The 16,813-nt window shown below is 68.7% G+C and carries 19 protein-coding genes; 9 read left to right on the plus strand and 10 right to left on the minus strand.

What is annotated here, in order from left to right:
• Positions 1–4 precede the first annotated feature (4 nt).
• Positions 5–466, minus strand: coding sequence for a VOC family protein (locus AC1DQJ_RS02210; RefSeq protein ID WP_477599829.1), 462 nt, complete (start codon positions 464–466; stop codon positions 5–7).
• A gap of 42 nt (positions 467–508) precedes the next feature.
• On the minus strand, positions 509–1,522 hold the full coding sequence (locus AC1DQJ_RS02215) for a 2'-deoxycytidine 5'-triphosphate deaminase (RefSeq protein ID WP_477599830.1): 1,014 nt from the start codon (positions 1,520–1,522) through the stop codon (positions 509–511).
• 140 nt (positions 1,523–1,662) lie between these two features.
• Between AC1DQJ_RS02215 and metZ the strand changes: the two genes are divergently transcribed.
• Positions 1,663–2,847 (plus strand): O-succinylhomoserine sulfhydrylase, encoded by a 1,185-nt coding sequence (metZ, locus tag AC1DQJ_RS02220; protein WP_477599832.1) that lies wholly within the window; start codon positions 1,663–1,665, stop codon positions 2,845–2,847.
• Here the strand turns inward: metZ and AC1DQJ_RS02225 are convergent.
• Positions 2,822–3,904, minus strand: a complete 1,083-nt coding sequence (locus tag AC1DQJ_RS02225; RefSeq protein WP_477599834.1) for a carboxylesterase family protein — start codon at positions 3,902–3,904, stop codon at positions 2,822–2,824. The two genes, metZ and AC1DQJ_RS02225, sit on opposite strands and share 26 nt — an antisense overlap.
• Before the next feature lie 91 nt (positions 3,905–3,995).
• On the opposite strand from AC1DQJ_RS02225, the gene AC1DQJ_RS02230 reads away from it, so the two are divergent.
• Complete coding sequence (locus tag AC1DQJ_RS02230; protein ID WP_477599836.1) at positions 3,996–4,496, plus strand: methyltransferase family protein; 501 nt, start codon at positions 3,996–3,998, stop codon at positions 4,494–4,496.
• An 11-nt stretch (positions 4,497–4,507) separates the two neighbouring features.
• Here AC1DQJ_RS02230 and AC1DQJ_RS02235 read toward each other — a convergent pair whose 3' ends face one another.
• The 3 genes from AC1DQJ_RS02235 to AC1DQJ_RS02245 form a co-directional block, all read right to left on the minus strand.
• Positions 4,508–5,413 carry an Hsp33 family molecular chaperone gene (locus AC1DQJ_RS02235; protein ID WP_477599838.1) on the minus strand — a complete coding sequence of 302 codons (906 nt, stop codon included), beginning with the start codon at positions 5,411–5,413 and terminating at the stop codon, positions 4,508–4,510.
• A 67-nt stretch (positions 5,414–5,480) separates the two neighbouring features.
• On the minus strand, positions 5,481–6,416 hold the full coding sequence (argF, locus tag AC1DQJ_RS02240) for an ornithine carbamoyltransferase (RefSeq protein ID WP_477599840.1): 936 nt from the start codon (positions 6,414–6,416) through the stop codon (positions 5,481–5,483).
• A gap of 117 nt (positions 6,417–6,533) precedes the next feature.
• Positions 6,534–7,712 (minus strand): acetylornithine transaminase, encoded by a 1,179-nt coding sequence (locus AC1DQJ_RS02245; protein WP_477600453.1) that lies wholly within the window; start codon positions 7,710–7,712, stop codon positions 6,534–6,536.
• Positions 7,713–7,936: 224 nt separating this feature from the next.
• Between AC1DQJ_RS02245 and AC1DQJ_RS02250 the strand changes: the two genes are divergently transcribed.
• Positions 7,937–8,356, plus strand: coding sequence for a YbaY family lipoprotein (locus AC1DQJ_RS02250; RefSeq protein ID WP_477599842.1), 420 nt, complete (start codon positions 7,937–7,939; stop codon positions 8,354–8,356).
• Positions 8,357–8,374: 18 nt separating this feature from the next.
• Here the strand turns inward: AC1DQJ_RS02250 and AC1DQJ_RS02255 are convergent, their stop codons facing one another.
• Complete coding sequence (locus AC1DQJ_RS02255) at positions 8,375–9,196, minus strand: ABC transporter permease (RefSeq protein ID WP_477599844.1); 822 nt, start codon at positions 9,194–9,196, stop codon at positions 8,375–8,377.
• Between the two features lie 240 nt (positions 9,197–9,436).
• On the opposite strand from AC1DQJ_RS02255, the gene gcrA reads away from it, so the two are divergent.
• The 4 genes from gcrA (at position 9,437) to AC1DQJ_RS02275 (ending at position 12,582) form a co-directional block, all read left to right on the plus strand.
• Complete coding sequence (gene gcrA, locus AC1DQJ_RS02260; RefSeq protein ID WP_477599846.1) at positions 9,437–9,943, plus strand: cell cycle sigma 70 cofactor GcrA; 507 nt, start codon at positions 9,437–9,439, stop codon at positions 9,941–9,943.
• A gap of 96 nt (positions 9,944–10,039) precedes the next feature.
• On the plus strand, positions 10,040–11,497 hold the full coding sequence (gene xseA, locus AC1DQJ_RS02265; RefSeq protein WP_477599848.1) for an exodeoxyribonuclease VII large subunit: 1,458 nt from the start codon (positions 10,040–10,042) through the stop codon (positions 11,495–11,497).
• A 28-nt stretch (positions 11,498–11,525) separates the two neighbouring features.
• Positions 11,526–11,744, plus strand: coding sequence for a DUF2093 domain-containing protein (locus tag AC1DQJ_RS02270; RefSeq protein ID WP_477599850.1), 219 nt, complete (start codon positions 11,526–11,528; stop codon positions 11,742–11,744).
• 64 nt (positions 11,745–11,808) lie between these two features.
• Positions 11,809–12,582 (plus strand): peptidoglycan DD-metalloendopeptidase family protein, encoded by a 774-nt coding sequence (locus tag AC1DQJ_RS02275; RefSeq protein ID WP_477599852.1) that lies wholly within the window; start codon positions 11,809–11,811, stop codon positions 12,580–12,582.
• Here the strand turns inward: AC1DQJ_RS02275 and AC1DQJ_RS02280 are convergent.
• Complete coding sequence (locus AC1DQJ_RS02280; RefSeq protein WP_477599854.1) at positions 12,579–13,493, minus strand: lysophospholipid acyltransferase family protein; 915 nt, start codon at positions 13,491–13,493, stop codon at positions 12,579–12,581. The genes AC1DQJ_RS02275 and AC1DQJ_RS02280 overlap by 4 nt on opposite strands.
• 126 nt (positions 13,494–13,619) lie before the next feature.
• Here AC1DQJ_RS02280 and AC1DQJ_RS02285 point away from each other — a divergent pair, with 126 nt between their 5' ends.
• Complete coding sequence (locus AC1DQJ_RS02285) at positions 13,620–14,021, plus strand: helix-turn-helix domain-containing protein (RefSeq protein WP_477599855.1); 402 nt, start codon at positions 13,620–13,622, stop codon at positions 14,019–14,021.
• Between the two features lie 86 nt (positions 14,022–14,107).
• Positions 14,108–14,929: a histidinol-phosphatase gene (gene hisN / locus AC1DQJ_RS02290; RefSeq protein ID WP_477599857.1), complete on the plus strand. Its 822-nt coding sequence runs from the start codon at positions 14,108–14,110 to the stop codon at positions 14,927–14,929.
• Here hisN and AC1DQJ_RS02295 read toward each other — a convergent pair whose 3' ends face one another.
• Both AC1DQJ_RS02295 and AC1DQJ_RS02300 read right to left on the minus strand, forming a co-directional pair.
• Positions 14,930–16,402, minus strand: a complete 1,473-nt coding sequence (locus tag AC1DQJ_RS02295; RefSeq protein ID WP_477599859.1) for an alpha/beta fold hydrolase — start codon at positions 16,400–16,402, stop codon at positions 14,930–14,932. It abuts the gene before it with no gap.
• A gap of 5 nt (positions 16,403–16,407) precedes the next feature.
• Positions 16,408–16,716, minus strand: coding sequence for an SCP2 sterol-binding domain-containing protein (locus AC1DQJ_RS02300; protein WP_477599861.1), 309 nt, complete (start codon positions 16,714–16,716; stop codon positions 16,408–16,410).
• Positions 16,717–16,813 lie beyond the last annotated feature (97 nt).

The raw sequence follows: 16,813 nt of genomic DNA on the forward strand, positions 1-16,813 counted from the left end.
TCGGTCAAGAACGCGAAGCCTGCCAGCGACGCACCAATTCGGCGGCGCGCTCGCCGCCCGCCGCGCCGGGCCGGCTGGGCGGCGCGGTGATCTCCAGCACGACGCCGTCGGGGTCTTCGAAATAGATCGACTGCTGGGCCCCGTGGTCCTCTTCCCAGAACCGCACCTCTGCGGTCCTTAGCCTTGCGCGCCAGGCCGCCAGGTCGGAGACCGCCGCCGTCGACATCGCGTAGTGGCGGGCGTCGTTGGGCAGGTCGCGATAGTCGGGAGCCGGGGCGCCGCGCAATTCCACCAGCACGATCTCGCCGCCGTCCGGCACGGCGAAGATCATCATCAGCCAGGCGTAGGCGCCCCAGTCGTCGCCCTCGTGCGCCTCGACCAGCTCAAGGCCGAGGACGTCCTGATAGAAGGCCAGGCTGGCGCCCGCATCGCGGATCGGAAACACCACGTGGTCCAGCCTGAGCATGGGAGGCCCTCCTCTGAAGGCGCCTCCCAGCATAGCACGTGGCTAGCTCCAGACCCGGAAATGCTTGGAGAGCTTGAGTCCCTGGCGCTGGTAGTGAGAGCCGTTGTCGCCGTAGAGACGGGCAGGTTTAGCGGTCAGCGGCTCATAAACCAGCCGAGCGACGGTCTGGCCGTCTTCCAGCAGGAAGGGCGTCTCGTGGCTGCGGACTTCGAGCACGCCGCGCGCGCCGACGCCCCCGGCCTCCTCGGTGCCGAACCCCGGATCGAAGAAGCCGGCGTAGTGGACCCGGAACTCGCCGACCGACGGATCGATCGGCGTCATCTCGGCAGCTTGGAGGACCGGGATCTCGACCGCTTCCTTCGAGGCCAGGATGTAGAACTCGCCGGGGTCGAGCAGCAGCTCGCCACGGCGGGGCAGCAGAGGCTCCCAGAAGTCCCTGGGATCGTGGCCATCGACATGGTCCATGTCGACCACGCCGGCGTGGCGGCGGGCGCGGAAGCCGGCGATCTCCTGGGTCAAGTCGACGCCGACGCTGCGGACCGAGAGCTTGGGCGGGTCGCCGCGCTTCAGGCGCAGCTGGTTCAGGCGGGTGGAGGTTCGCACCAGGATCGAGAAGGTCTGCGGCGCGATCTCGATATAGGTCGGACCGGAATAGCCCTCGGACACGTCGTCGAAGGCCACGGAATTGTTGGTCAGCAGCCGCACGAACACGTCGACCCGGCCAGTGGAGCTCTTCGGATTGGCCCGCGCCGAGATGCCCTTGGGCAGGGCCAGGCTCTCCTGCAGCTCGGCGATATAGACGCAGCCGCGCTCGAGCACCGCGCCCCGGGTGAGGTCGAGTTCGTGCATCGCCACGTCCTCGATCCGCTGCGGCACCGTGCGGCCAAGGCCGGGCAGGAACGAGGCCCGCACCCGCCAGGCGCGCGCGCCCAGGCGAAGGTCGAGGCTGGCCGGCTGGACCTGATCCTTGTCGAAGGGGCGGGAGGACGTGATGGCGCCCGTGGCGATCAGGTCTTCGATGGATTGGGAGGGCAAGATGCCGGGGGCGTCAGTCATCGCCGCGACACTCGCCGTCCGCCACGAGTCTGGCAAGGCGTAGCCGTCCCTCCGCTGTAAGCTGCGGCAGATTTTCACTGGTGGCGAAGCCGGGGGCCGGGGGTTAGAAGGCGCTGCCTCCAGCGATAAAGGAAACCGTGATGGCCGAAGACGCGCACGATTGGGAGATCGAGACCAAGTTGGTGCGCGGCGGCATGGCCCGCACGCCCTATGGCGAGATCTCCGAAGCCCTCTTCCTGACCCAGAGCTTTTCGTACGAGAGCGCCGGCGCGGCCGACAAGAGGTTCTCCGGGGAGGAGCCAGGCTTCATCTATCAGCGCTTCGGCAACCCCACGACGCAGATGTTCGAGGACCGCCTGGCGCTGCTGGAAGGGGCCGACGTCTGCAAGGCGACCGCCTCGGGCATGGCGGCGATCCACGTGGCGCTGCAAGGGCTGGTGCGCGCCGGCGACCACATCGTGGCCGGCCGGGCGCTGTTCGGCTCCTGCCGCTGGATCCTGTCGGAGTGGATGCCGCGGTTCGGCGTCGAAGTGACCTATGTGGACGCCACCGACCTGGAGGCCTGGAAGAACGCGGTGCGCCCCAACACCAAGTGCTTTCTGGTCGAAAGCCCCGCAAACCCGCTGCTGGAGGTCACCGCCATCGGCGCTGTGGCCGAGATCGCCCACGCGGCCGGCGCCAAGCTGGTGGTCGACAACGTGTTCGCCACGCCGGTCTTCCAGAAGCCCTTGGCCCTGGGCGCCGACATCGTCGTCTACTCGGCCACCAAGCACATCGACGGCCAGGGCCGGGTCCTGGGCGGCGCGATCCTGGGCGCCGAGCCGCTGATGACCGAGTCCTACAAGGACATCCTGCGCCACACTGGGCCGGCGCTCTCGCCGTTCAACGCCTGGGTGCTGCTGAAGGGCCTGGAGACGCTGGAGCTGCGCGTCACCCGCCAGGCCCAGAACGCCGCAAAGATCGCCGACGTGATCGCCGCCCACTCCAAGGCCAAGCGGGTGCTCTATCCGGGCCGTCCCGATCACCCGCAGGCGGCGATCATCGCCAACCAGATGACCGGCGGCGGCAACGTGGTGGCCTTCGACCTCGGCAGCCGCGAGGCCGCCTGGCGATTCCTCGACACCCTGCAGATCGTCGACATTTCCAACAATCTGGGCGACGCCAAGTCGATGGCTACGCACCCGTGCACCACCACCCACCGTTCGATGCCCGAGGCCGAGCGGCTGGAGATCGGCCTGACCGAGGGTTGGGTGCGGATGAGCGTCGGCCTGGAAGGGGTTGGCGACCTCGGCCGCGACGTCAGCCGCGCGCTGGACGCGGCCTAGTCTCGAGCCAGTCCAGGATCTCGGCGTTCAGCTCCACCGGATAGGTGTGGGCGAGGTCGGCGATCTCCCGATAGACGACATCGGCGCCGGCCCTTTCCAGGGCCTGGACGGCGGCCTGCGCCGTGTCGACCGGGAACATCCAGTCCAGCGCCCCGTGGGCGACATGGATCGGCAGGCCCCGCAGTCGGTCGCCGTCGGCCATCTGCGCCAGCATCGGATGGAAGGCGGCCGCCACCGGCGCAAGGTGGGTGAACGGCGAGGTCGGCTCCAGGCCGCTGACATAGGCGAAGGTGCCGCCGTCGCTCATGCCCGTGAGCAGCAGGCGGCCGGGGTCCAGGTTCCACCGCGCGCCGACCTCGGACAGCATGTGCGCCAGGTTCGGCGTGTCGAAGTCCGGCCCGGTCAGCGCCCAGGTCTCACCCACGGCGGTAGGCGCCACCAGGATCGCGCCGCGGCTGCGCGCCGCCCGCAACCAGCTCCAAAGGAAACCGCGGCCGTTCCCAGAGCCGCCGTGCAGGGCCACCACCAGCGGCCAAGCGCGGTCGGCCGAATAGTACTCCGGAACATAGAGCGAGAATGATCCGCGAGCGCCGAGGTCGCCGCCGGCGTGCATGACGCCGGTGTGAGGCGCGGGCGCGCGGAAGCGCGCCTGCAACGCCTCGTCGCCGCGAAGGGCAGGCTCCAGGAAAAAGCGGTTCACCGGCGGCAGGACGCCCGCCAGCGGATAAAGCGCCTCAAGCGCCCGCGGTCCCCGGCGCAGCGCCCGGAAGGCCTGCATCACGTCGCCCGCCTCCACTCCGGCCCGCAGTTCCTCGAACCCCGAGACGACGGCGGAGCCGGCTTCCACCAACGGCTCGCGCAGCGCGACGACCTGGCCCTGCCAGTCAGCCGACTGCAGAAGGCGCTGGCGCAATCCCTCCTCCGGCGTCCCGACGGCCGCGAGCACCCTGGGCAGGTCAGGCGGGTTCAACTGCCGACCGATGAAGGCGAGCGCCTCCAGCCCGCCAAGCAGCGCCCCGGTCAGGGCGGCCAGTTCGTCGAATTCCCGGTCGTCCACGGCGTTCTCCATGACGCCATAGTCGCGTCAGCCGTCGCCGGAGGCTAGCCTGCTCTCGACATCGGCCAGCCACTCCTTGGGGAGCCCCACGATGAGCCGCACCGCGTCGCTGCTCGGTTCGTTCCTGTTCCTGCTGCTTGCGCCAGGGACGGTGGCCGGCGTGGTTCCCTGGCTGATCGCCAGCGCGACGCCGCGCGCGGCCCTGCCCGGATGGCCGATCCTGGCGACAATCGGCGCAGTGCTGGCCCTGTTCGGCCTGGCGATCCTGCTGGAGTCTTTTCTGCGCTTCGCCTTGAAAGGGCGCGGAACGCCCGCGCCGATCGCACCGCCTGAGCGCCTGGTGGTCACCGGCTGCTACCGCTACGTCCGCAACCCGATGTACGTGGGCGTGCTGGCGCTGATCGTCGGGCAAGGGCTGCTGAGCGCCCATCCCTGGACGCTGGCCTACGGCCTGGCGATGTGGGCGCTCTTCCACGCCTTCGTGCTCGGCTATGAGGAGCCGACCCTGCGGCGCAGCTTTCCACAGGACTACCCGCGCTACTTTGCAGCGGTGCCCAGGTGGCTGCCGCGGCTACGGCCGTGGGAGGGCTGAACAGCGGTGGGCTAGAGCGTCGCCGGATCGATGGCGTAGACGGTCGAGCAGTATTCGCAGGTGACGCGGATCTGGCCGTCGTCCTCGACCATGTCGGCGCGCTCGTCCTCGCCGAACGACTTGAGCACGCCTTCGATGCGCTCCTGGGAGCAGCGGCAGAAGGCCTGCAGCGCCTTCGGCTCGAAGACCCGCACACCATCCTCGTGGAAGAGGCGGAACAGCAGGGTGTCGGCCGAAATGGTCGGATCGAGCAGTTCGTCCTCGCCGATGGTCTCGAAGAAGGCCTGCGAGCGCACCCAGGCTTCGGCGGTCGAACCGCGGGCGTCGTCCTCGGCGATGTTCTGGATCAGCATGCCGCCGGCGCGCCAGTGCGGCCCCTGGCCCACATCGGCCTGACCAACGGCCAGGCGCACGCGGGTCGGGGTCTGTTCCGACTGGGCGAAGTACTGCTCGGCGCACAGCGCCAGGGTCTCGCCTTCGATGGCGGTGACGCCCTGATAGCGGTCCATGTCCGGACCCTGGTCGACGGTCATGATGAACACCCCGCCGCCCAGCAGGCTCTTGGCGCCGGGGCGCGCGAAGCCGGTGGTCAGCTTGGCGACTTCATCCTCGTCGAACCTGCAATAGCCGCGCACCGAGCCGGAGGTGTCGTAGTCGGCCACGACATAGCGCACCGGGCCGTCGCCTTGAGCCTGAACGATCAGCCGGCCCTCGAACTTGAGGCTGGAACCGACCAGGGCGGCCAGCGCGCAAGCCTCGCCCAGCAGGTTTGCGACCGGCTCCGGATAGGCATGGCCGGACAATATCTTGTCGACGGCCGGACCCAGGCGGACCAGGCGCCCGCGCACAGGTTCGCCTTCGATCTGGAAGGGAGCGACGATGTCGTCGGGGATGGCGTTCATAACGGTGTCGGACATGGTGGCGGCATATAGGGAGGCGACGCCGAAGTTGCGAGCTTCAGCGCTCGCCTCCCCCTGACGCGGTTCAGATCGCGCCGAAGCACCAGGCGAGGATCGACTTCTGGGCGTGGATGCGGTTTTCCGCCTCGTCCCAGATCAACGATTGCGGGCCGTCGATGACCTCGTCGGTGACCTCCTCGCCGCGGTGGGCCGGCAGGCAGTGAAGGAAGACGCCGTCCTTGGCGGCGAGCGACATCAGGGCGCTGTCGACCTGGTAGGGCTCCAGCGCCTCCAGGCGTTCGTCGTGGTCAGTGTCGCCCATCGAGACCCAGGTGTCGGTGATGACGCAGTCCGCGCCACGCACCGCTTCGCGCGGGTCGTCGGTCAGGTTCACCTTGCCCTGCTGCTCGGCCGCGCGGGCCAGGTCCATCAGGTCAGGGTGGTAGACCGCCGGACAGGCAATGTTCAGCGTGAAGCCGAGCTTGGGCGCGGCATGGATGAAGCTGGAGCAGACGTTGTTGCCGTCGCCCACCCAGGCCAGGGTGCGCCCCTGAACCGAACCGCGATGCTCTTCGAAGGTCTGCAGATCGGCGATGATCTGGCAAGGGTGGCCCTTGTCGGACAGGCCGTTGATGACCGGCACCGACGAGGCGTAGGCCAGCCGCTCGACGTCTTCGTGGCTGTTGGCCCGCAGCATGATCGCGTCGACCATGCGCGAGAGCACCTTGGCGGTGTCCTCGATGGTTTCGCCGCGGCCGAGCTGCATGTCGGCGGCGGTAGAGATGATGACGTCGCCGCCCAGCTGACGCATGGCCGCGTCGAACGAGAAGCGGGTGCGGGTCGAGTTCTTCTGGAAGATCATCGCCAGGGTCCGCTCGCGGGCCGGGGCGTCGCCATCGACGCGGCCCTGCGGCCAGCCGCGGCGGGCGGCCTTGCGGGCCTTGGCGTCATCCAGGATGGCGCGCAGGTCGGAGGCTTCGATCTTCCAGAGGTCGACGAAATGTCTCGGAGATTGGGTCATCGCGGGGTCCCCACTAACCCCGCTCGTCCCAGCCGTGGCGGGGACCCAGAATTCATCTGGCGAGAGCGGGGGATGTCGGCTGAGCCCCGGCCTTTCGCCGGGACGAGCGGTTTCGGATCAGGCGGCGGCCTTGGCCTTGGCGCGGGCGGCCTCGCAGGCGCGGTCGAGTTTCTCGATCGCCTCGCGGGCCTCTTCCAGGGTCAGGGTCAGCGGCGGCAGCAGGCGCACGCAGTTGTCGCCGCCGCCGGCGATCAGCAGGTGCTGGTCGCGGGCGTGCTGCATGAACTCGCGGTTCGGGGTGGCGAGCTTGAGGCCCATCAGCAGGCCCTTGCCGCGGATGTCGACGACGACGTCCGGATAGCGGTCCTTCAGCCCATTGAACTGCTGGGCGAAGTAACCGGTGAGCTCGCGGACATGGTCCATCAGCTCGGGCTTAGTCAGCTCTTCCATCGAAGCCAGGGCCACGGCCATGGCCAGCGGGTTGCCGCCGTAGGTCGAGCCGTGCGAGCCGACGGTCATGCCGGCGCCGGCCTTGGCCGAGGTCACGCAGGCGCCGACTGGGAAGCCGCCGCCCAGGGCCTTGGCCAGGGCCACGATGTCCGGCTTCACGTCATTGGCCCATTCCCAGGCGAACAGCTTGCCGGTGCGGCCGAGGCCGCACTGGATCTCGTCGAGGATCAGCAGGGTCCCGGTGTCGTCGCAGAGCTGGCGCAGCTCCCGGAGCTGCTGCTCGGTCAGGGCGCGGGCCCCGCCCTCGCCCTGCACCGGCTCGATGAGGATCGCCGCAGTGGTGGGGCCGACCGCTTCCTTCAGCGCCTTCATGTCGCCGAACGGCAGCTGGACGAAGCCGGGCATGCGCGGGCCGAAGCCTTCGAGATAGGCGGCGTTGCCCGAGGCGTTGACCGCCGCCAGGGTGCGGCCGTGGAACGAGCCGTCGAAGCCGATGATGTCGATCCGCTCAGGCGCGCCATTGGCCCAGTGATACTTGCGCGCGGTCTTGATCGCGCACTCGATCGCCTCGGCGCCGGAATTGGTGAAGAACACCTCGTCCAGGCCGGTCAGGTCGGTCAGCAGCTTGGCCAGCTTTTCCTGGCCCGGGATCTTGAAGACGTTGGAGACGTGCCAGAGCTTCTCGGCCTGATCCTTCACCGCCTGGACCAGCCGGGGGTGCGAGTGACCCAGCGCGTTCACCGCGATGCCGGCCATGCAGTCGAGATAGGCGTCGCCGTCCGTGGTGAACAGTCGCGCGCCCTCGCCTCGCTCGAACGCCAGCGGGGCGCGGTTATAGACGCCCATGATGTGGTCGCTGGGAACGGTCGCGGCTTGTTGCGCGGTCTTTTCAGTCACGGGGATCGCCCTCCGAAAACGTAAGCGTCCCCGCGGCGATGGCAGCGGGGACTGGAAGGCTTGGCGTTTTCCGCTGGGAACGCCGATCTGTCAATGTTCGCTTCCATGACATCGGATGGACGCATTCAGGATGTGGGTTCACGGTCACGCTGGAATTCGCGGAGCAGTTGAACATGCGAGCTTGGCAATCGGTCACCGCCGCGGGCGCGGCCATGCTTTTGCTGGCCGGATGCGCCACCGCCCAGCCGCCCGCCGGCAAGAGCCAGATCACCGGGACAGTGACCTATCGCGAGCGGATCATGCTGCCGCCGGACGCTCAGATTAAGGTGACCTTGGCCGACACCTCGCTGATGGACGCCCCGGCCAAGGTGATCGACACCCAGGTGGTCCCCGCGTCGGCCGGCGGCCCGCCGTTCAGGTTCACACTGAACTTCGATCCGGCCCGGATCGTGGCGAACCATACCTACACGGTGTCGGCGCGGATCGAGGTCGACGGCAAGCTGCGCTTCGTCACCGACACCCATACGCCGGTGATCACCAATGGCGCGCCGACCCATGTCGACATGCTGGCCGTGGGCGTGCCGCAGACCTGACGGGCGGAGCGGCCCCGCTCAAGTTTTCAGCTTGTAGCCGGTCTCGAACATCCAGAGGCAGGTGAAGGCGAAGGCGATGACCAGGCCGGCGGCCATGCCGACGCCGCCGATCAGCGAGCCTTCCGAGTGGCCGATGAAGCCGTAGCGGAAGCCGTCGATCAGGTAGAAGAACGGGTTGAAGTGGCTGGCCGTGCGGAACGGCTCGGGCAGCTTGTCGACCAGGTAGAAGGTCCCTGACAGGAAGGTCAGGGGCATGATGACGAAGTTGGTCACCACCGCCATGTGATCGAATTTCTCGGCCCAGAGGCCGGCCATGATGCCGAGCATGCCGAGGATCAGCGCCGCGCAGATCCCGAAATAGAGCACCGCCCAGAGGTGGGCGACGGGCAGCCAAGCGAAGGGCAGGATGGCCGCGAAGGTCACCGCGCCGACCACCACGCCGCGGGTCGCCGCGCCCAGCGAAAAAGCCAGCACCTGCTCCAGCGGGGTCAGCGGCGGGGTCATGAAATCGCCGACCAGGCCGTTGAACTTGGCCTGCAGCAGCGATGACGACGAGTTGGCGAAGGCGTTGTTGAGGACCTGCATCATGATCAGGCCGGGCGCCACGAAGGTCGCGAACGGCGTGCCGTGGATCGGCGGCGCCGCGCCCCGCACCGCCACGACGAAGACCATCATGTAGAGCAGCGCCGTGACCACCGGGGCGGCCAGGGTCTGCATCCCGACCTTCCAGAAACGGCGCACCTCCCTCGTATAGAGGGTCGCGAAACCCGCCCAGTTGAACCCGTGATAATCGCGGGGCTGGGGCGGAATGACGGCTTCGGCGGCGGGCATGTCCTTCATGCGCCAGGATTTGCGCCTGCTTGCGCCGGTTCGCAAGGCGCCCCTTCAGGGTGAAGCCTGTGGACAGAATCAATATCTGGTTTCTGTGGACGAACCCAAGGGCGCCTATTGTGGCTCTTAGGGGATGAGTTACGATATGTAGTAGTCGATGGCGGTCCCCGAGAGGGGGCGCCACAAGATGTTGATCCCGACTGCCGCGGGGGCGGCGACGGGACCTTACAAGCGGGTTGGAGGCCAGACATGGGTTGGACTGACGAGCGCGTCGAAAGCCTAAAAAAACTCTGGCAAGATGGCCTTTCGGCCAGCCAGATCGCGAAACAATTGGGTGGGGTCACGCGAAACGCGGTGATCGGCAAGGTCCACCGGCTGGGCCTGTCGGGTCGCGCTGCGCCTTCGAAGCCAGCCCGCCCGACCTTCAAGGCGCCGCGTCCGGCGCGTCCCGCCGCGGCTCCGGCCGCGCCGCGTCGCATCGCCGAGCAGACCGCTCCGGTGGCCGCCTCGCCGGCCCCAGCGCCGGTTCGCTATGTCGATGAAGCGCCCGGCACGGCCACGGTCCTGACCCTGGGCGCGCACATGTGCAAGTGGCCGATCGGCGATCCGTCGAGCGACAGCTTCACGTTCTGCGGCCGCCGCCAGGATGACGGCCCGTACTGCTTGGAGCACGCGCGCGTCGCCTATCAGCCGGTGCAAACCAAGAAGCGCTCGGGCGCCAACGAGCTGGCCCGCTCCCTGCGCCGCTACATCTAATCCGAGGGGATGGGTTGGGGCGCGCCCAGGCGACGGCTTGCCGTCGCCGGCGCGCCCTAGCTTTTTCTGGGGCCGCGCGACCGCTATGTCTCACCCATGACCGACATCGCGCCTGACACCGACAGCAACGCCAAGGCCTATTCGGTCTCGGAGCTGGCTTTCGCGCTGAAGCGGACGCTGGAAGACGCCTACGGCTTTGTGCGCCTGCGGGGCGAGCTGTCCAAGGTCACCCACCACTCCAACGGCCACGTCTACCTGACCATCAAGGACGAGCGAGCCGCCATCGACGGCGTCGTCTGGAAGGGCTCGGTCAAGAACCTCTCCATCCGCCCGCAGCAGGGCATGGAGGTGGTGGTGACCGGCAAGATCACCACCTATCCCGCCGGCTCGCGCTACCAGATGGTCATCGAGACCATGGAAGCGGCCGGGGTCGGAGCGTTGCTCGCTCAGCTCGAGCGGCTGAAGGCCAAGTTGCAGGGCGAAGGGCTGTTTGATCCGGCCCGAAAGCAGCCGCTGCCGACCATGCCGGCCGTGGTCGGGGTGATCACCAGCCCGACCGGCGCGGTGATCCGCGACATCCTCCACCGCATCCGCGACCGCTGGCCCTGCCGGGTGATCGTCTGGCCGGTCGTGGTGCAGGGCGACGCCGCCGCCGGCCAGGTGGCGGGCGCCATCGCCCGCTTCAACGCGATGGCTCCCGACGGCCCCGTGCCGCGGCCGGACGTGCTGATCGTGGCGCGCGGCGGCGGCTCGGTGGAGGACCTTTGGGCCTTCAACGACGAGGCCCTGGCCCGCGCCGTGGCGGCCGGGACCATCCCGCTGATCTCCGCCGTCGGGCACGAGACCGACACCACCCTGATCGACTTCGTCTCCGACCGCCGAGCACCGACCCCGACCGCGGCGGCGGAGATGGCGACGCCAGTACTGCCGGAGCTCCGCGCCTATCTGGGCGACCTGTCGGCTCGGCTGCATCGCAGCGGGGGACGCACGGTCGATGATCGCCGCGGCCGCGTCGAGCACGCCGGCCGGGCGCTCGCCCGCGTTCCCGATCTGGTCGAGATGGCGGCCCAGCGGTTCAACCTGGCCTCCAGCCGACTGGGCGCAGGGCTGTCGCGCAACGTGGCGGCGCACGGGACCGACTTGGTGCGGATATCCTCGCGCCTCAATCCCGGCCTGCTGCAGCGGCCCCAGCAGGTGCATTCCGACCGGCTGGCGCGCCTGACCGTGCGGTTGAAGCCCGCCATGGAGCGCGGCCTGGGGCGCACCGCCGAGCGGCTGGCCAGCCTCTCCAAGCTCTACGCCTCGGTCGACCCCAGCGCGCCGCTGAAGCGCGGCTTCGCCCGGGTGCACCGGAGCGACGGCACGCTGGTGCGCGAGGGCGGTTCGCTGGTCAGCGGCGAAGGCGTGCGCCTGGTGTTCGCCGACCAGGCCCGCGAGGCGACCATCGACGGGACGCCGACCGCCGCGCCCCCTGCCCCGCCAGAGCCTGCGGCGGCCAAGCCGGCGCGGGCGCCGAAACCTTCGACGCCTTCGAACCAAGGCGATCTGTTCTGAGCCGCATTCGCGCGCTACATAGAGATCCATGAACGCCCACGACCGTGACCTTACCGGCTCCGACCTCGCGACGCTGCACTATGGCGACGGCGAGTTCGTCGTGCTCAAGCCGGGACGCTACGTGATCTGCGCCGTCTCCAAGGTGAAGATCCCGGTGGAGGCGCTGCGCTACTGGAACCCAGCCCTCCAGGAAGCCTACGCCACGCCGGTTGAAGCGCTGGCGCGGTGGAAGGATCTGAATCCCTGACGCACGCCTGAACCGCCGCGCGGCGGTTCTCGGGCTGGCCTCCGCCGCACTGTCGGGCCCCGCAATGGCGGCGCCGGATCTTGCCCTGAGCGGTCGCTTCCAGCAGGGCGGCTTCGCCATCGGTCGGACCGACCGCGGCGCCAAGGTGTACCTGGATGGCCAGCAGATCGGCCCGGTCTCGGACAGCGGCTACTTCTTCCTCGGCTTCGACCGCGACGCCGGCCCGCGGGCCGAGGTACGGGTCAACGGCCGCTTCAGCCAGGCCTCCCGAACCCTCGACGTCGGCAGGGCGTCGTACGATGTCCAACGGATCAAGGGCATTCGGCGGGTCTATGAGGGCCAGGCCGACGCCGAGCTGGAAGCCCGCATCGCCGAGGAGACCCGCCGCAAGGCGGCCGCCTTCGCCAGCCGCATCGAGGGCGACAGCTTCCGAGAGGGCTTTTCCTCTCCGCTACGTGACTTTCGGGTGACGGCCAGGTTCGGCGGCCAACGGATCATCGACGGCCGCGCCCGCCCGCCGCACTACGGCATCGACCTGGCCGCCCCGCGCGGGACGCCGGTCTACGCGCCGGCCGGCGGAACCGTGGTGCTGGCCGATCCCCGTATGCTGTTCGAGGGCGGCATGATCATGATCGATCACGGCCAGGGGCTGGTGTCGGCCTACCTGCACCTCAACGCCGTCGACGTGCGCGAGGGCCAGAAGGTGCGCCGCGGCGAGCGGATCGGCGCGGTGGGCGCGACCGGCCGCGCCACGGGCCCGCACTTGTGCTGGCGGCTCAAATGGCGGGGCCGGAACATGAACCCGATGCTGCTGGTGGGCGTGCCGGGACCAGCCTAGCGATTGCGCTTGTAGGTCTCGTTCGGCCAGCGCTTGTGGGTCCAGAACCACTCGCTGGGCCTCGCCCGTACCTGGTCCTCGATGAAGGCGTTGACCTTGTGGACGCCGGCCTCGATATCGGCGCTCAGGTCGCCGGTGTGCTCCAGGCGGATCGGCTCGTGCACCACGACCTGGAAGCGGGCCTTATGCTGGCGCTGGACCGACATCGGCTGCAGCACGGTGTTGAATCGCAAGGCCAGGCGCGTGGGGCCCGGGGCCGTGTGGCAGGTCATGCCGAAGAATGGCGCAGCCACGCCGCCATTGAACTTCTGGTCATTCATCAGCGCCACGGACTCGCCGCGGCCCAGCGCGGCCAGCAGCTCGCGCGCGCCATCCCCGCCCTTGGGCGCAAAGTAGCGGACCCCGTAGCGGAAGCGGTAGTCGCGGACGCGCTTCTCGACATGCGGATTATTCATCGCCCGATAGGTGATCTGACACTTCACAGGCGAGTTGACGATTGCAGCGGGCATCACCTCGAAATTGGCGAAGTGACCCGAAACGAACACCACCGGCTCCTCCCGCGCGGCGATTTCGTCGAACCGCTCGCCGTTGACGATCTCCACCCGGCCGGGCGCGCCGATGATACGGTCCATAATCAGCAGCTCGAGGAAGGTGCGGCCGGTGTTGTCCCATTGCGCCTTCAGGAGGTCGCCGATCTCGGCGTCCGAGGCCTGCGGGAAGACGATGCGCAAATTGGTTTCGGCGACGTAGTGCGCGCTGGTTAGCGGCCCGAAGGTCCGGAAGAACCAGGAGCCGAAATCGGACACCGCATCGACGGGCAATATGCGCGCGAACGCAATGACCACGTCGAAGGCCAGCGCCTCGAGTCGCCACAAAACATCCTGCGCCACCGAGGGCTTAGAGTGCGTCATGCCCCTCTAGTAGTCGGGACTTTCCCTGTCGCGCAACGCGAACGGCGCTCGCTTGGCGCGCGACTTGCGAAAATCAGGTCAGGCCGTCTCGCTTTGGGACGGGCGGCAAGCAGAGGACGAGGGGCGATGGAGCCCATGGGCAACAACATCGACGTTCATCTGGGTAAGCGGCTGCGCCGTCGGCGGCGCCTGCTGGGCCTGACGCAACAACAGCTGGCCGGCGCCTGCGGCGTCCGCTTCCAGCAGATCCAGAAATACGAATGCGGCGCCAACCGCATTTCGGCGGCCCGCCTGTGGCAGCTGTCCGAGGCTCTGGAGGTGCCGGTCGGGTATTTCTACGACGGCCTGACCGAGGCGCCTCTTCAGCACGCCTCGCCCGGCGAAGGCCCCGGTGAAGGCGGCGGCGAGATGCTGGCCAGCAAGGAGACCCTGGACCTCATCCGCGCTTACTACCAATTGGGCGAGCGGCCGCGACGCCGCCTGCTCGACCTCGCCAAGTCGCTGAACGGCGACCACGAGGCGGCCTAAGGCCGAAACGACGTCTGCTTTGCGCCCGACCTTTGCGATAGCCTGGGGGATATCGCGGAGGCCGGCGGCGAGGTAAAGCGGGAGCCATGCCCGCCTCCGACCTCGCCGCCGGCCGTCTGGCCGAACTGGACGCCTTCCTGATCGAACTGAACGCCGCCTCGGCCGGCGTCATCCTTCCGCTCTACCGGGCCGACCACGGCCTGGAAGACAAGGGCGGAGCCAAGGGGTTCGACCCGGTCACCGCCGCCGATCAGGGCGCGGAGGTCGCCATTCGAAAGCTGATCGCCGAGCGCTATCCCGAACACGGGGTGATCGGCGAGGAATACGGCGAGGATCGCCCCGACGCGGAGTTCGTCTGGGTGCTGGATCCCGTCGACGGCACGCGCGCCTTCATCGCAGGCCTGCCGCTGTGGACCACCCTGATCGGCCTGCGCCACCACGGCCGCCCCGTGCTGGGCTCGATCGGCCAGCCGTTCCTGGACGAGATCTTCATCGGCCACACCGGCGGCTCGCGCCTGATATCGCGCGGCGAGACGCGTCCGCTGCACGTGCGCCCCTGCCCCAAATTGACCGACGCCATCATCGCCACAACCGACCCAGAGGCCTGTTTCGACGGCGCCGAGCTCGGCGCCTGGACCCAGGTGCGCGCGGCCGCCCGCCTAGCGCGGCTGGGTTGCGACGCCTACGCCTACGCGATGGTCGCCATGGGCAAGATGGACATGGTGATCGAGGCCGGCCTGAAGTCCTGGGACATCGAGTCGGCGATCCCTCTCATCGAGGGAGCCGGCGGCCTGGTCACCAATTGGCGCGGCCAGCCAGTGGGCCAGAATGGCGGACAGATCGCCATCGCGGGCGACCGGGCCTGCCTCGACGAGGCCCTGGTCGCCCTTAAGCGCTCGGCGAAATAGCTACTTCTTCGCAGCCGGCTTCTTGGCGGCGGCGGGCTTCGTGGCAGGCGCATTCTTCGGAGCCGCAGCCTTCTTCGGCGCGGCCGCGGCCTTCGCGGGGGGCTTTGCAGGGGCCTTGGGCGTAGCGGCCTTTGCCGGCGCCGCAGCCTTGGCGGGCGCGGGTTTCGCGGCGGGCGCCTTCTTGGCCGGAGCAGCCTTCGCTACAGCCGGCTTGGCTGCAGGCTTAGCGGCCGGCTTCTTAGCGGCCGGAGCGGCCTTGGCTGCTGCAGCAGGCTTGACGGCGGGCTTGGCGGCCGCGGCCTTCGCAGGGGCTTTCACAGCGGCCTTGGCCGGAGCCTTCTCCGCCGACGTCTTGGGGGCGGGCTTTGCGGCCGGCTTGGCCGCCGCCTTCGCCTTGGCGGCTGGAGCCGGCGCGGCCGTTTCGACGGGCTTGGCCGCCGGTGCGGGAGTAACAACCGCAGGCGTCGGCGCCGCGGCCGCCGGCTGAGGCGCGGGGGCTGGTTCGACCGGTTTGGCGGCGGGGGCGGCCGGCGCGGGCGCCGACTTGCCCAGCAGGGCGTCCAGCGCGCGCAGGAAGATGTTCCGCATAGAATCCGTCTCCATCAGGATTTCGTGGTAGGCGCCGGGCACATTGATGAACTCTCCCTTGGGGAGGTTCTTCGCCACGATACGCTGAGCATTGTTATCGACGAGCTTGTCTTGTTCGGCTGACACGATGACGACGGGGATCGTCACGCTTTTCAAGTTTTCCGGCCGAGCCAGGTAGCCGGTGGCCCGGAAGGCGAAGTCCAGCCAGCCCCAGGTCGGACCGCCGAGGCCGAGGTCGGGATGAGCCGTGACCTGCGCCTTGGCGCGCTCGTAGCGCGGGCGGTCGTGGGTGAGGACGTTGTTCTCGTAAGTCTCGGACGGTCCCGGCGGCCGGGCGTAGGCGCCGGCGCCGCCGAACAGGGTCCTGAACCCGGCCAGAGCGCGCGCGATCGACAGCGGGACGCCGCCGGTCTGCAGGCCGAGCATGGGGGCCGAGAGTATCGCGCCTTCGAAGCGCGGCGACTCGCCGTGGGCCAGAGCCAGCAGCGTCAGGCAGCCGCCCATCGAGTGGCCGATCGCGAACCACGGCTTCGGCAGCCGGCTTTCATAGGCCGCCAGCAAGGCGCGATAGTCGGTCAGGAAGGCCCGGTAGCCACTCGCGTGACCAGCCAACCGGTCGCCGAGCTCGCGGTGCGACAGGCCTTGGCCGCGCCAGTCATGGGCGAGCACCACGTAGCCGCGCCCGGTGAGGTCTTGAATGACCTCGAAGTACTTCTCGATCGGCTCGGTGCGTCCGCCGCTGAGCACGACCGAACCCTTGGTCGGCCCCTTGGCCGGGAACAGGGCGGCGCGCAGCTGGGCGCCATCGGCGCCCTTGAACCACGCGGCCTCGCCGCCGGCCGGGACCGGCGCGTCCGCAATCGCGATCAGTGGGGCCCCCGCCATGTGCTTCACGCCATCTTTGCGAACAGCGCCTGCATCTGCGGCTGCAACGACATGGCTAGCCCCATGTCAGACACCTTCAAACGACCGGTGATCACCGCGGTCATCGGATTGAGGTCACCGGCGCCCAGCGCCTTCAGATCCTTCCGGCTGACCGAGACCGTCAGGTCGGCGGGCTTGTCCTCGTTGGTCACAGTGGCGCCGTCGATATGAATGTAGCCCTCGCCGCGAAGGTCGACCTTGAACGACTTGCCGAGCCCGGAGTCGCCACCGACCGCCTCGGCCACCTTCTGCGTTAGTTCTTCAAGGTTCGTCATACGCCCGTCTCACGTCACCGTGAGAGGCAGCTTCGCCTCAAGCGCGAGCCAAGTAAACGGCTCAGCCATAGTTTGAGCGGCGATTTCGTCGCAGGGC

It is taken from the genome of Phenylobacterium sp. P4_E10 (genome assembly GCF_056401675.1).

Excerpts from the sequence above, each read along its gene's own strand:
- xseA (WP_477599848.1), top strand. The coding sequence starts at position 10,040 with ATGACCGACATCGCGCCTGACACCGACAGCAACGCCAAGGCCTATTCG.
- AC1DQJ_RS02235 (WP_477599838.1), bottom strand. The coding sequence starts at position 5,413 with ATGTCCGACACCGTTATGAACGCCATCCCCGACGACATCGTCGCTCCC.
- gcrA (WP_477599846.1), top strand. The coding sequence starts at position 9,437 with ATGGGTTGGACTGACGAGCGCGTCGAAAGCCTAAAAAAACTCTGGCAA.
- AC1DQJ_RS02270 (WP_477599850.1), top strand. The coding sequence starts at position 11,526 with ATGAACGCCCACGACCGTGACCTTACCGGCTCCGACCTCGCGACGCTG.
- AC1DQJ_RS02250 (WP_477599842.1), top strand. The coding sequence starts at position 7,937 with ATGCGAGCTTGGCAATCGGTCACCGCCGCGGGCGCGGCCATGCTTTTG.
- AC1DQJ_RS02245 (WP_477600453.1), bottom strand. The coding sequence starts at position 7,712 with ATGGGCGTCTATAACCGCGCCCCGCTGGCGTTCGAGCGAGGCGAGGGC.
- AC1DQJ_RS02210 (WP_477599829.1), bottom strand. The coding sequence starts at position 466 with ATGCTCAGGCTGGACCACGTGGTGTTTCCGATCCGCGATGCGGGCGCC.
- AC1DQJ_RS02300 (WP_477599861.1), bottom strand. The coding sequence starts at position 16,716 with ATGACGAACCTTGAAGAACTAACGCAGAAGGTGGCCGAGGCGGTCGGT.
- AC1DQJ_RS02255 (WP_477599844.1), bottom strand. The coding sequence starts at position 9,196 with ATGAAGGACATGCCCGCCGCCGAAGCCGTCATTCCGCCCCAGCCCCGC.
- AC1DQJ_RS02215 (WP_477599830.1), bottom strand. The coding sequence starts at position 1,522 with ATGACTGACGCCCCCGGCATCTTGCCCTCCCAATCCATCGAAGACCTG.
- AC1DQJ_RS02280 (WP_477599854.1), bottom strand. The coding sequence starts at position 13,493 with ATGACGCACTCTAAGCCCTCGGTGGCGCAGGATGTTTTGTGGCGACTC.
- hisN (WP_477599857.1), top strand. The coding sequence starts at position 14,108 with ATGCCCGCCTCCGACCTCGCCGCCGGCCGTCTGGCCGAACTGGACGCC.
- AC1DQJ_RS02275 (WP_477599852.1), top strand. The coding sequence starts at position 11,809 with ATGGCGGCGCCGGATCTTGCCCTGAGCGGTCGCTTCCAGCAGGGCGGC.
- metZ (WP_477599832.1), top strand. The coding sequence starts at position 1,663 with ATGGCCGAAGACGCGCACGATTGGGAGATCGAGACCAAGTTGGTGCGC.
- AC1DQJ_RS02285 (WP_477599855.1), top strand. The coding sequence starts at position 13,620 with ATGGAGCCCATGGGCAACAACATCGACGTTCATCTGGGTAAGCGGCTG.
- AC1DQJ_RS02295 (WP_477599859.1), bottom strand. The coding sequence starts at position 16,402 with ATGGCGGGGGCCCCACTGATCGCGATTGCGGACGCGCCGGTCCCGGCC.
- argF (WP_477599840.1), bottom strand. The coding sequence starts at position 6,416 with ATGACCCAATCTCCGAGACATTTCGTCGACCTCTGGAAGATCGAAGCC.
- AC1DQJ_RS02230 (WP_477599836.1), top strand. The coding sequence starts at position 3,996 with ATGAGCCGCACCGCGTCGCTGCTCGGTTCGTTCCTGTTCCTGCTGCTT.